The 12,837-nt window shown below is 61.6% G+C and carries 10 protein-coding genes; 2 read left to right on the plus strand and 8 right to left on the minus strand.

Features of this window, described 5'->3' with window-relative positions; translation table 11 throughout:
* Positions 1-345: 345 nt before the first annotated feature.
* Positions 346-3,036: a glycosyltransferase gene (locus BSG19_RS03720; RefSeq protein ID WP_170865849.1), complete on the plus strand. Its 2,691-nt coding sequence runs from the start codon at positions 346-348 to the stop codon at positions 3,034-3,036.
* Between the two features lie 149 nt (positions 3,037-3,185).
* Here the strand turns inward: BSG19_RS03720 and BSG19_RS03725 are convergent, their stop codons facing one another.
* The 6 genes from BSG19_RS03725 to BSG19_RS03750 are packed head-to-tail and all read right to left on the minus strand — an operon-like array spanning position 3,186 to position 9,526.
* Complete coding sequence (locus tag BSG19_RS03725; RefSeq protein ID WP_092984929.1) at positions 3,186-3,941, minus strand: ABC transporter ATP-binding protein; 756 nt, start codon at positions 3,939-3,941, stop codon at positions 3,186-3,188.
* Positions 3,938-4,771, minus strand: a complete 834-nt coding sequence (locus BSG19_RS03730) for an ABC transporter ATP-binding protein (RefSeq protein ID WP_092984931.1) — start codon at positions 4,769-4,771, stop codon at positions 3,938-3,940. Before BSG19_RS03730 ends, BSG19_RS03725 begins: the two co-directional genes overlap by 4 nt.
* Complete coding sequence (locus BSG19_RS03735; protein ID WP_092984933.1) at positions 4,768-5,697, minus strand: ABC transporter permease; 930 nt, start codon at positions 5,695-5,697, stop codon at positions 4,768-4,770. Before BSG19_RS03735 ends, BSG19_RS03730 begins: the two co-directional genes overlap by 4 nt.
* Complete coding sequence (locus BSG19_RS03740; protein ID WP_170865850.1) at positions 5,694-6,767, minus strand: ABC transporter permease; 1,074 nt, start codon at positions 6,765-6,767, stop codon at positions 5,694-5,696. The genes BSG19_RS03735 and BSG19_RS03740 overlap by 4 nt, the downstream gene beginning before the upstream one ends.
* A 9-nt stretch (positions 6,768-6,776) precedes the next feature.
* Complete coding sequence (locus BSG19_RS03745; RefSeq protein WP_092984935.1) at positions 6,777-8,420, minus strand: ABC transporter substrate-binding protein; 1,644 nt, start codon at positions 8,418-8,420, stop codon at positions 6,777-6,779.
* Positions 8,421-8,464: 44 nt separating this feature from the next.
* A complete protein-coding gene (locus tag BSG19_RS03750; RefSeq protein ID WP_092984937.1) occupies positions 8,465-9,526 on the minus strand; it encodes a dipeptidase in 1,062 nt (353 codons plus the stop codon).
* 252 nt (positions 9,527-9,778) lie between these two features.
* Between BSG19_RS03750 and BSG19_RS03755 the strand changes: the two genes are divergently transcribed.
* Positions 9,779-11,047 carry an alpha/beta hydrolase gene (locus tag BSG19_RS03755; protein ID WP_170865875.1) on the plus strand — a complete coding sequence of 423 codons (1,269 nt, stop codon included), beginning with the start codon at positions 9,779-9,781 and terminating at the stop codon, positions 11,045-11,047.
* A 9-nt stretch (positions 11,048-11,056) separates the two neighbouring features.
* Here BSG19_RS03755 and BSG19_RS25655 read toward each other — a convergent pair whose 3' ends face one another.
* On the minus strand, positions 11,057-11,422 hold the full coding sequence (locus tag BSG19_RS25655; RefSeq protein WP_139274725.1) for a hypothetical protein: 366 nt from the start codon (positions 11,420-11,422) through the stop codon (positions 11,057-11,059).
* Positions 11,423-11,789: 367 nt separating this feature from the next.
* Positions 11,790-12,833, minus strand: a complete 1,044-nt coding sequence (locus BSG19_RS03765) for a Gfo/Idh/MocA family protein (protein ID WP_170865876.1) — start codon at positions 12,831-12,833, stop codon at positions 11,790-11,792.
* Positions 12,834-12,837 lie beyond the last annotated feature (4 nt).

The following is a 12,837-nucleotide window of genomic DNA, read 5'->3' on the forward strand; positions in this document are numbered from 1 at the left end:
CCGGCCGACGATCCCCAAGCACTGATGCGGGCAACACGGATACGGCCGTTCGATTGAGGACCGTCTGATACAAACATGCCCTGCAGAGCACCGCAAGGCAGAAATCGCCGCAGCGCACAATGCTTGCCGCACCGCAAGAGAAATCCCCTCTTTTCTTCAATGCGTTAGGCGCGGCGGACCATTGGTCCGGTCCCAACCAAGCTCGCCCTGCCATCGGAAAGCCTTGATATTCTTTGACAACCGGTGCAGGTGAGCTTTAAGACGCCTCATCGTGCAGGCGTCTACAGCGCATATCTCGCATTTAAGATTTTCATTTCGAGGATATTCATGGCTGCCGGAAACTGGTTGGACCTCTTGAAAGGAACATCAAGCAAAAACGCGACTGCGTCCCTCCTGCAAAAAGCAGATGCGGCCAATGCGGCTCGCAATTGGCCGCAGGCTGCGCGTCTCTACGAACAGGTCCTCAAGGCCGATCCGACGAAAGTTGCGATCTGGATCCAGCTTGGCCATTGCCGCAAGGAAATGGGCGACATCGACGGCGCCCGTAGCGCCTATGTCACCGCGGGCGAACTGGCACCGGACCGGTCGGAAGCCTTCTTCCACCTCGCGCATATGCTGCGCTTTAGTGGCGACATCTGGGGCGGATACGAGAACTTTCTCAAGGCTTATGAGGCTGACGGCAACACGGAAGCCGAGAAGGAACTGGGCCTGATGCTCGGTTCGGAATATTCCTACCCGGAAACGATCAGGATGATCGACGAGGTCTTCAGCACGGAAGACTACCTTGAGCTGAACGGCGATATCGCGTCGGCAGGCGTCGATCCGCGGCTTCACTACATCCTGTTCGGCTGGAAGGAAAAGCGGTCTCCCTCCCATACCTTCGACCCGTGGTACTACGAGCGCCAGTACCGCAAGCACCTGAAGCCCGGCGCCATGTCGCTCCTGCACTACGTCAAGAACCGCAGCAAGGGCTTCCGCGGCAACGCGCTCAGCGAAAAGCGCTGGTTCACCGCAAAGGCGCCCGACAGCGCTGCGTGGGACGCTCTCTCGCCGGCCGTCCTCGGAGCAAGCACGCGCGCCGTCGTCATCCTCCCCGTCTACAAGGGCTACGACGAGACGCTCGCCTCCGTCTACCATGCGCTGGCAGCACGCGGCGATGCAGCCTACAGCCTCCTCGTCATCAACGACTGCGGCCCGGACCAGAAGCTCAACGCGGAACTCGCCCGCCTTGGCGAAAAGGGCCTGTTCGACTATCACCTGAGCGAGAAGAACCGCGGCTTCGTCCAGACCTGCAACCTTGCCATCGCCGATCTCTCGGGCGGGCTCGACGTGGTGCTCCTCAACTCCGACGCCTTCGTTTTCCCCGGCTGGTTCGAGCGTATGATCGCGCATGCCGACAAGGATCCAAGCGTCGCCACCATCACGCCGCTCTCCAACAACGCAACGCTCTGCAGCTACCCGCTGCGCGACAAGAACAACCTTCTGTCGCTCGAGTGCACGCCCGCCGAGATGAACGACATTGCCGGACGCGCCAATGCCGGCGTCGCGGTGGAGGCACCGACCGGCGTCGGCTTCTGCTTCTACATGCGCCGCTCGGTCATCGAGGAGATCGGCGCGCTCGATCCCGTCGCCTTCAAGGTTGGCTACGGTGAAGAGAACGACTTCTGCATGCGCAGCCTGAACGCCGGATACAAGAACCTGCTCGCCTGCGACGTTTTCACCTTCCACGTCGGCTCGGTCTCCTTCTCCTCCTCCAAGGCGGAGAACTTCGACGCAGGGCAGAAGGCGCTGCTGCGCAAGCATCCGAACTACCCGTCGCTCGTGCGTCATCATTTCGAAGCCGATCCGGCATTGACGGCCCGCCGCACGCTGGATCGTGCGCGGCTGATCGACATGGCCAAGGGCGCCGCACTGATGGTCACCCACAACTGGGGCGGCGGCATCGATACCTACCTGAAGGACAAGGCCGCCGAGCTTGCTCTCCTCGGCACCAAGTCGCTGATGATGAAGGTGCATGATCAGCACATGGTTTCGTTCTCGCAGGACGACATCTATGTCCCGAATCTCGTGGACATCGACATGCGAACCGAGATGGCCTTCGTGCTGCAATTGCTGGCCGACCTTTCGCCGAGCCGCATCATGGTGAACTCGTTCGCCGGTCTGACCTGGGAGTTTCACAGCGCCCTGCTCGCCTCTCTCTCCAGCCTCAGCGCGGAAAAGACGCTGGTGCTGCACGACTACTCGGCCATCACCCACCACTACCAGCTCATTCGCCCTGACCAGATCTACGCTGGTCTGCCGACAATGGCGGATCTGCGTCAATGGGCGCTGATGAAGAACCCGCAGGCGACGGACCCTTGCGATCCGGACATCCGCCACGCCGCCTACAACGCGTTTCTCGTGGATGCCAGAGTGGAATCGCCAAGCAAGGCATCGGCCGAGATCTTCCGAACCTTCTTCCCGAAAGCCGATATCCGCGTCGTCCCGCACGAGGAGACATGGGACGTCCTGCCCGATGTCCTGCCGCGTCGTCCGGACGGACAGATCCGTATCACCCTCATCGGCGCCATCGGCTCGCACAAGGGCAGCGATATTCTGCTGGCGCTCGCAAACGACTCCCGCGACCGCTATCTCGGCATCGACTACAGCGTGGTCGGCTACACGAATATCGATGAAGCCCTCACCAAGGCCGGCGTCGAAATCACCGGGGCTTACACCACGAACGAGGAAGCCTTCATCGAGCTCGAACGCATCCAGCCCGACCTGATCTTCATCCCCAGCGTCTGGCCGGAGACCTTCTGCTACACGCTGTCGATTGCGCTCAAGACAGGCGTGCCAACGGTTGTCTTCGACCTTGGGGCACAGGCGGACCGCATCCGCGAGGCTGGCACGGGCCATATCCTCGATCCGAAGCTGATCAACAGCCCGACAGCCCTCTCAGACGCACTTGTGGCATTGGCTGAGACGATTTCTCAGCCCGGCAAGACCACGATATCGGCGTCAGCAGAGCCTGTCAGGAAGAGTGCGTCTCTCTGACATCGGCATTCTGCAGATATGGCCCGCGTGTCTGTAAAAGACACGCGGGCATTTTTATAAACATCACAATCGGGCACACGCCTGCGGATCCGCCCGCCTTCGGGCGCGACCACAGGTTCATCAAATAGCGTAAGAGAATGCGGGCGCCGTCACGCCTCCGTACGAACGAAGCCTTTGCTCGCGACCATCAGGTTGCGCGTGTAGTCAGCGGTGATCCGGCCTTCGACGAGATCGGACGCACTCAGCTGCTCCACGACCCTGCCACGACGCATGACGGCAAGCTGGTCGCACATATGCGTCACGACGCCAAGGTCATGGCTGACCATCAGGAAAGTCAGGCCACGGTCGCGCCGGATCTGCTCGAGTAGATTGAGCACTTCGGCCTGCACCGAGGCGTCGAGCGCGGATGTCGGTTCGTCCAGAAGCAGGATAGAGGGCTCGACGATCAGAGCCCGGGCGATCGCCACACGCTGCCGCTGACCACCGGAGAGCTGGTGTGAGTAGCGGAACCGGAATCCTGTTCCCAGGCCCACCTCGTCCAGCGCCCGCGCAATCCGCGCCTCGGCGTCGGGGATTCCATGGATCGCGAGCGGCTCCTGTAGCAGCCGGTCGATGGTCTGCCGCGGATGCAGCGATCCGTAGGGATCCTGAAAGACCATCTGGACGTCGCGATAGAAGGCCTTGTCCCGGCGGCGCGGCTTGAGCGTCCGGCCGTTGACGTCCAGCGTGCCGGAAAAGACCGGCGCGAGGCCCGCAATCGCCCGCAGCAGCGTCGATTTGCCCGAACCGGATTCTCCGACGAGACCGTAGGACTGCCCCTTTTCGACGGCAATGCTGACGCTGTCGAGCGCCTTGAAATCCTCGTAGATGACCGTCACGTCGCGTGCGGAAACGGCAATGTTCATAGGGCCCACTCCGGTTTGCGATCGAGAACGGGCAGCGGATGCCGGTCGTTGCCGATATCCGGCATGCAGGACAGGAGCCCTTGCGTATAGGGATGGCGCGCATTGCGCAGATCGGCGGCGGCGATCTCCTCCACGATGCGCCCGGCATACATGACGATCACCCGGTCGCAGAAGGACGAGACCAGCCGCAGGTCGTGGCTGACGAAGATCAGCCCCATGCCGCGCTCGGACACCAGTTTGTCGAGAATACCGAGCACATCGAGTTGGACCGTGACGTCGAGCGCCGAGGTCGGCTCATCGGCAATCAGCAATTCGGGCTCAGCGATCAGCATCATGGCGATCATCGCGCGCTGCCCCATGCCGCCGGAAACCTCGTGTGGATGAAGATTGAAAACACGCGCGGCGTCTCGAATCTGCACGGCCTCCAGCATGGCGATCGCCCGCTCCTTCGCCTCGGAGGCGCCGATCTTGCGGTGCGTCCGCAAGGTCTCTACGATCTGGCGACCGATGGTCATGACCGGGTTCAGCGAGTATTTCGGGTCCTGCAGAATCATGGCGACGCGGTTGCCCCGCAGGTCTCGCCTCTGGCGTGCAGAGGCCTTGAGCAGATCGATCCCGTCGAAATTGAGCGTCTTTGCGGTGATCCGCGCATGCGGCGGCGTCAGACCCATGATGGCGCGTCCGGTCTGGGATTTGCCCGAGCCGCTTTCGCCGACGATACCGAGGCGCTCGCGTCCCAGTGAGAAGGTCACGCCGCGCACCGCCTCCACCAGCCCGATCCGTGTGGGGAAGCTGACGCGCAGGTCCTCGACGGTCAAGAGGGGGCTCATTGTCCGGCCTCGCGCGGGTCGAGGGCATCGCGAAGGCCGTCGCCCAGAAGGTTGAAGGCCAGGCTGACGAGCAGGATCGCAATGCCCGGCATGGTCGCAACCCACCACTGGTCGAGGATGAAACGGCGGCCGGATGCAATCATCGCGCCCCATTCCGGCAATGGCGGCTGAGCACCGAGACCGAGGAAGCCGAGGCCCGCAGCCGTCAGGATGACGCCTGCCATGTCGAGCGTGATGCGAACGATGAGCGACGACAGACACATGGGCATGACATGCAGCAACACGATGCGGAGCGGCGACGCCCCCATCAGCCGCACTGCGGCGATGTAGTCGGCATTGCGCACGGTCATCGTCTCCGCCCGCGCGATACGCGCATAAGGCGGCCATGAGGTTACGGCGATGGCGAGCACCGCGTTCTCTATTCCCGGCCCGAGGGCCGCAACAAGCGCGAGCGCCAGAACGAGCTTCGGAAAGGCGAGAAAGATGTCCGTGATCCGCATCAGCACGGCATCGACCCACCCTCCGGCATAGCCGGCGACGGCGCCGACGATAAGGCCGGTCGGTGCGGCGATGACGGCCACGAGAACGATGACGAACAGCGTCAGCCGTGACCCATGCAGAAGTCGCGAAAGAATATCGCGCCCTTGCTCATCGGTGCCGAGCAGATATCCGGGCGAGCCGGGCGGCAGCAGGCGCGCGCCGGCGAGGTTACCGGTCACGGGCGAATGCGGCGACAGCACGCCGGCGAAGATCGCCATGAAGATCAGGAGCAGAAGAATACCGAGGCCGACCAGCGCCAGCCGGTTGGCCGAAAACCGGCGCCACGTCATGTAGGCCCGGCCGAGCCGCGCCTGCATCCGTGACTGCGGCCTGTCGGAAAGAAGCCAGTCGCGCCGGCTCATGGGAGCGGAGGGTACAGCCGTCATCGCGCGCGCGTCCTCGGGTCGAGCGTCCGGTAGAGAATGTCGGACAGGATGTTGATCGCGATGAAGATCGACCCGATGACGATCGTGCCGCCAAGCACGGCGTTCATGTCGGCGTTCTGCAGCGAATTGGTGATGTAGAGCCCGATACCCGGCCAGGCGAACACCGTCTCGGTCAGCACGGAACCTTCGAGGAGGCTTGCATAGGACAGCGCAATCACGGTGACCAGCGGCACGGCTGCATTGCGCAGCGCGTGGAACCAGATGATCCGCGTCTCCGACAGACCCTTTGCCCGGGCTGCGACGATGTATTCCTGCGACAGTTCATTGAGCATGAAATTGCGCGTCATCCGGCTGATATAGGCGAGGGAAACATAGCCGAGCAGGCTTGCCGGCAGGATGATGTGACGGAAGACGTCGCGAAACACGTCCCACTGCCCCTGCCAGAGTGAGTCGAGCAGAAAAAGCCCTGTTTTCGGCGTAAAGGTATATTCGTAGACGACATCGATACGGCCGGGAAAGGCAACCCAGCGAAGCTGCGCGTAGAACAGCAGCAGCGACAGCAGCGCCAGCCAGAAGATCGGCACGGAATAACCGATCAGCCCGATGACGCGCACTGCCTGGTCGATCAGGCTGCCGCGCTTGACAGCGGCAAGAACGCCGAGCGGTACGCCGATGAGGCTACCGATCAGCGTTCCCAAAGTTGCCAACTCGAAAGTCGCCGGCAGGACGCGGCGGATGTCGGTCATGACGGTATTGGTTGTAAGAACCGAGGTCCCGAAATTCCCCTGCAAAGCATCGCCGAGATAGCGGAAGAACTGCTGGTAGAGCGGCAGGTTCAGCCCCATCTCCTCGCGCACCCGCTCCACCACATGGGTCGGAGCCCGGTCACCGAGAACGGCGAGCACCGGATCGATAGGGATCACGCGGCCGATGAAGAAGGTCACGGCGAGAAGGCCGAGATAGGTGGTGACGATGACCACGAGGAAGCGCGCGACGATCGCCGCCCGCCCCCTCGCCCGGGCGCCTTTCGAGCGCCCGGCCACCATCTGCGACGTTTCGGGAAGGGTCATGCGGCCGGCCTATTCCTTGGTGACGCCACCGAGGAAGGTATTGTCGAAGCTCGGCCCGAGCTTGAAGCCGGCAACCCCTTTGCGAAGGCCCGCGACTTCCGTTTTCTGGTAAACGATAGCGAACGGACCGACCTCAAGGAACTTCTTTTGAAGGTTCCGATACATGGCGGCTCGCTTCTCGCCGTCCTTTTCCGTCAGGGCAGCCTTGGCCTCGTCAGTCATTGCCTTCGGCACGTCCCAGGCGCTACGCCATGCCAAAGTCTTGACTTTGCCGGTATCGGAATTGTCGTAGTTGATCGTGAACGTCTCGGCGTTGGAGTTCGGATCGAAATAATCCTGACCCCATTCACCGAAGTAGATCTCGTGCGTCCGCGAGCGGAACTTCGTCAGCACCTGCTTGCCGTCGCCCGGGATAAGCTCGATCTTGATTCCCGCCTGCGCAGCCGTCTGCTGGAACGACTCGGCAATCCCCGTCGCCGGCTGTGTGCTACGGACATCCATGGTGATGCTGAAGCCGTCGGGAAGACCGGCCTTCGCCAGCAGTTCCTTGGCCTTGGCAACATCGAGCTTGTAAGGCTTTTCATCGAGTTCGCCGAGAACGCCCTTCGGCAGGAAGGTTTGATGAATGTCACCCACACCCTTGATCAGCGTCGCGCCGATGGCGTCGTAATCGATCAGATACTTCAACGCCTCGACCACCTCGGGCTTGGCGAGATTCGGATTTTTCTGGTTGAAGGTGATGAAGTAGACCAGCCCCTTGGGCGCGCTATCGAAAGATAGGTCCGCATTGCCTGAAACCGATTCCAGATCGTTCGGCTCCAGATTGCGGGCAATGTCAATATCGCCATTTTCAAGCGCGAGACGCTGGCCGGAGCTTTCCTTCAGATGTCGGTAGATGACACGGGCCAGCTTGGCTTTCTCGCCAAAATAATTGTCGTTGCGCTCCAGCACGACGACCTCGTTGGCGCGCCATTCGCGCAGCTTGAAGGGTCCCGAACCAGCAAAGTTCGTCTTCAGCCAGGCATTGCCGAAATCGTTGTCGTATTTGTATTCTGCCGTCGGCGTCACGGGTGCGACATGCTCCAGCACCAGTTTCTTGTCCACGACGGCACCCACGGTCGCCGTCAGGCAATTCAATACGAAGCTTGGGGCATAGGGCTTGTCAACGGTAAAGCTGAAGGTCGCGGCATCCACGGCTTTGGCCTTCTCGGTCACGTTATCGCCGCTCAGGCCGAACTGCGTCAGAATGAACGCCGGGCTCTTGTCCATCTTGACGACGCGCTCGATCGACCATGCCACATCTTCGGCTGTGATCGGGTTGCCAGAGGCGAAGGTCATGCCCGGCTTCAGCTTGAAGGTGAAGGTCAGCCCGTCGTCGGACACGGTCCAGCTTTCGGCAAGATCGCCCTTGACCTTCGACGTGTCGGAAAGATCGAGCCGGACGAGGAGGCTATAAGTGTTTGCGGTGATTTCAGCCGTCGAAAGCTCGAAGGCCTCGCCTGGATCCATGGAAATGATGTCGTCGATGGCCCATGCCTGGACCAGTGTATCCGCCGGCGTCGCGGCATAGGCGGGTGCCGCCGCTGCCATGATGAGAGCGATCGCCGCCCCTGCCGTCAAACGTCGCATCGTCGTGCCGAAAGTATGCATCATCGCTCTGTTCCCTTTGTTATTCTGGCCTTTGCGGCCGTTGATCGTCAGCCCTGGTCGGTCTCGTGCCAGACCTTGGAAAGAACACGCAGCCAGTTTTCCCGGCATAGTTTCGTAAGATCGTCCTCACCATAACCGGCGCTCCGCAGGGCGGCAATCAGGTTCTGGTTGCCGCTGGCATCCGAAATCTCGGCAGGAATGGTCGCGCCGTCGAAGTCCGATCCGAGGGCGACGCAATCGATGCCCATGCGCTCGACCATATAGTCCACATGCCGCACCATGTCGGAGAGCGGCGTCGCCGCATTCTCCTGCCCATCCGGGCGCAGCATGGTGGTGGCATAGTTGAGGCCGGCAACTCCGCCGCTCTCGCGGATGGCGTCCATCTGTCTGTCGGTCAGGTTTCGGGCCACAGGCGTCAGGGCATGGGCGTTGGAGTGGCTGGCGATCAGCGGCGCCGTACTGGTCTTTGCCACGTCCCAGAAGCCCTTTTCGGTGATATGCGCGAGGTCGATGGCGATACCCAGCCTGTCGCAGGCCCGCACGAGAGCGAACCCGGCATCCGTCAGGCCGGGCCCGGTGTCCGGTTCCATCGGATAAGCAAACGGCACGCCATGGGCAAAAATATTATGCCGGCTCCAGACCGGGCCGAGCGACCGCAGTCCGGCGGCATAGAAGGTTTCGAGTGCGGCCAGATCCGCGTCGATCGCCTCGCAGCCTTCCATATGAAGCACCGCTGCGAAGATCCCGTCCGCCATCGCCTTGCGGATGTCCGACGTCGTGCGGCACAGCCGCCAGGCTTTCGCCTGATCGAGGCGTAGCGCGATGGCCGCAAACTGCAGGGCGATTTCCAGCGAGGGGGCCCGCTCCAGCGGCGCCGACATCGGCGTCACATAGTGCCCGTTGGCATCCGGCTGCTTGAGGATCAGGTCGCCCGAGGGAATGTAAATGGCGCACAGTCCGCCCGCGAGACCACCCTTGGCTGCACGCGGACCGTCGATATGCCCGGAGGGCGTGCCATTGCGGAATTCGGCAACAGGATCCTGCCCACCTCTTGCATGGCTCCAGAGCCGCAAGAGCACGTCATTATGCCCGTCGAAAACTGCCTGCATTATAGAAAACCTTCTGAAACAGGGTGTTACCCGCACATGAAGCACGGAACTCCTGTCGGCAAATTGAATGCTAGACAATGCGGGCATGGCTTGCAACGGCGATCTGCAAACAAATTGGGCAGTGCACAGGAGGGAGCCGGCGTGACATTCGGGTGACGGTACCCCAGCGATTTGCGATAGAGAGAGAAACGGTTTTCCGTAGTCCCCTAAATCTGGCAAGTCTCAAGCGAACAGATGAAGGGTTCCGTCATGATGACAGAGCAGCGGACAGGACGTCCGGCACCGTCCCTCTCCAGAAGCCTGCGGATAGTGGGTCTTCTCGCTCTGGTGCTTGGTCTATCGGCCTGCGCGGGCCGGCCCGTCGGCGTGCTCATTCCCTCGGGCACTGCGCCGGGCGCGACGGAGGTCGATATGCTCGTGGCAACGACCCGCGCGCCTTCGCAGCAGGCCGGTGTTCTCTATGGCGGCGAGCGCGGCACCGAGCTTTCAGCCGCCGAGATCGTGGTTTCCATCCCGCCGGACAGCAATCGCAAGATCGGGCAGGTCCAGTGGCCGAAGCGCCTGCCGGCCGATCCGTCGAAGGAGTTCTCGACCGTTTCGGTAACGCCGCTGGCCGAACGCGCCGAAGTAGAGACATGGACACGCGACTCGCTGCCGAAGAGCCGCCGCGTTCTCATCTTCGTCCACGGCTTCAACAATCGCTACGAGGACGCGGTCTATCGCTTCGCGCAGATCGTGCATGACAGCCGCGCCGACGTGGCACCGATCATCTTCACGTGGCCGTCGCGCGCCAGCATCTTCGACTATAATTACGACAAGGAAAGCACCAACTATTCGCGAGACGCGCTGGAAGACCTGCTGCGACGGACCGCAAAGGACCCGCGCGTCTCCGACGTGACGATCATGGCGCACTCGATGGGCTCTTGGGTTACCGTGGAGGCGTTGCGCCAGATGGCCATCCGCGACGGCCGTGTCGCGCCGAAGATCAACAACGTCATCCTGGCATCACCCGATCTCGACGTCGATGTGTTCGGCAAGCAGTGGGAAGCGATGGGGCCGAACAAGCCGAAATTCACGCTGTTCGTGTCGCGCGACGACCGGGCGCTCTCCATCTCCCGCCGAATCTCGGGCAATGTGGAACGCCTCGGCCAGATCGACCCGACGCAGGAGCCTTACCGCACCAATCTGGAAAAGGCAGGCATCACGGTGCTTGACCTCACGGCTCTTCAGACCGGCGACCGCCTCAACCACGGCAAGTTCGCCGAAAGCCCGGAAGTGGTGAAACTGCTCGGCAACCGCCTGATCGCCGGCCAGACCGTCACCGATAGCGATATCGGTCTCGGAGAGCGCGTCGGCGCCGTGGCGCTCGGCACTGCCCAGACTGTCGGCAGCGCCGCCAGCATCGCCGTCAGCACGCCGATCCTCATTTTCGATCCGAAGACCCGTGAGAACTATCGCGGCCAGGTAGACCGGCTCGGCAGATCGGTCGGCGGCACACTGGAGACGGCAACAGGGCAATGAGCGTGGTGCTCAGAGTTTGTTTTCGGCGATCATGTTGTAGCGTCCGATATCATCGACATCGATGGCCAGCACCCTCGATGCATCGACAGTGCTCTTATCAGAGTCGTGGCCGCTCGCCTGTTTTTCCAATGCTCGTGTTACTTTGTCCTCTCCCGATCCACCCGCAGCGCTGTCGATGACATCGGTGATGGATATTCCGAGCTTGTCGAGACCCAGGTCCTTCTCGATAGCAAGCAGCGCTGTCTCGCCAGTCGGCTGTGCCTTGATTTTTGCGACCGCCTCCCTCATCGCCGCGACGAAATCTCCATTGGAGACGTAATAGTCCGAATTGACACCAAGCGCCTTCCCGGTCCGCTCGATAAGATCGAGCTTCATCTTCGTCACGTCGGTTGCATTCAGGGAGAACAGAGTTTTCGCGATTTTGGCCTGAGATGCCGCCGGCGGGCTGTCGGAAGACGACTGTCCGTTCGCAACGAGAATGAGATTGCTGGCGGCCGGGCTGTCTTGGATATCTGCGACACGAACCGAACTGGGCTGCCGAAGAATGGAAAGGGCGGTAGAACCGACATTCAAAGCATATGTCATAGCAAGCCTCGTAACGCCGATTATCGATCATGGATGACGGCGCGCGTCGCTACTGCATGATGCGATAGCACTCCTCAACCTAGAATAACGCCCTTTCTATTAGGTTAATCTTATTTAAATGCCGCTATCGGTAGCCTGATCGCGCAGGTTCGTTTCCTCAAACAGCCATCTCCCGCCTCTCCCGCTCCGTATCCAGCGCAAGGTCCAGCACCTTTTGCAGGTCGGCAGCGTGGCGGAAACCGGGTTCGGCGGTCTTGCCTATCTTGATGGCGTCGATGAAGCGCTGATAGTTGGTGAAGACGGTACCGGGGTCGATGACCTTCCAGATGCCTTTCTCCACATCCTCGCCAAGGCAGGCGCGCAACGTCGCCCCATCGGGGGTATGGACCACCTCCAGCGCGCCTTTGTCCCCGTGCATCCGCAGGCGAAGCTCGTTCAGGTGGCCGACAGCCCAGCGGCTGGCATGGATGACGCCCATCGCTCCGTTGGTAAACTCGGCCGTCATGGTGAAGCTGTCGTTCGCGTCGAGATCATACTCGCCGATCCGGTTGCCCGGCGCCTTGTCGAACGTCTTCAACCGGGCAAAGACGTGATCGATCTCGGTGGCCGCGCCATAGCCGACGAAGTCCAGGATATGGATGCCGACATCGCCCAGAACCCCGTTCGAGCCATGCTTGGTCGAAAGCCGCCAGAGCCACTGCGACTCCGTCGCCCAGTCCCCCCAAGCCTTGGATACGAGCCAGCTCTGGAGGTACGACGCCTCGATGTGGCGCACCTGCCCGATCTCGCCGGAAATGACAAGCTGCCGCGCCTTCTGCACCGGGGCAACGTTGCGATAGGTCAGGTTCACCATCGTCACGAGGCCGGACGTCTCCGCCGCCGTCGCCATCTCGTCGGCCTTGGCAAAGTTCTCCGCCAAAGGTTTCTCGCAGAGCACGTGCTTGCCAGCCGCCAGCAATTGAAGCGTCGTCGCGTGGTGCACGCTATCCGGCGTGACATTGGCAACGGCATCGAACCCACCCCAGGCGATGGCCTCGTCCAGCGAGGTGAAGGTCGTGGGAATATCGTGCCGCAGAGCGAAAGCCCGCACCCGGGCAAGATCCACATCGACCGCCGCGACGAGAACGGCATCCGTGATCGTCTCGAAGTTCATCGCATGCGTGTTGGCCATGCCGCCGGTGCCGAGAATGAGGATCCGGATGGGA

This window comes from Rhizobium sp. NFR03 (assembly GCF_900111275.1).
GTDB lineage: Bacteria > Pseudomonadota > Alphaproteobacteria > Rhizobiales > Rhizobiaceae > Ferranicluibacter.

What these genes read in the sequence shown, in the direction of transcription:
- BSG19_RS03725 (WP_092984929.1), bottom strand. Translation starts at nt 3,941, where the DNA reads ATGAACATTGCCGTTTCCGCACGCGACGTGACGGTCATCTACGAGGAT.
- BSG19_RS03730 (WP_092984931.1), bottom strand. Translation starts at nt 4,771, where the DNA reads ATGAGCCCCCTCTTGACCGTCGAGGACCTGCGCGTCAGCTTCCCCACA.
- BSG19_RS03735 (WP_092984933.1), bottom strand. Translation starts at nt 5,697, where the DNA reads ATGACGGCTGTACCCTCCGCTCCCATGAGCCGGCGCGACTGGCTTCTT.
- BSG19_RS03740 (WP_170865850.1), bottom strand. Translation starts at nt 6,767, where the DNA reads ATGACCCTTCCCGAAACGTCGCAGATGGTGGCCGGGCGCTCGAAAGGC.
- BSG19_RS03745 (WP_092984935.1), bottom strand. Translation starts at nt 8,420, where the DNA reads ATGATGCATACTTTCGGCACGACGATGCGACGTTTGACGGCAGGGGCG.
- BSG19_RS03750 (WP_092984937.1), bottom strand. Translation starts at nt 9,526, where the DNA reads ATGCAGGCAGTTTTCGACGGGCATAATGACGTGCTCTTGCGGCTCTGG.
- BSG19_RS03755 (WP_170865875.1), top strand. Translation starts at nt 9,779, where the DNA reads ATGACAGAGCAGCGGACAGGACGTCCGGCACCGTCCCTCTCCAGAAGC.
- BSG19_RS25655 (WP_139274725.1), bottom strand. Translation starts at nt 11,422, where the DNA reads ATGAAGCTCGATCTTATCGAGCGGACCGGGAAGGCGCTTGGTGTCAAT.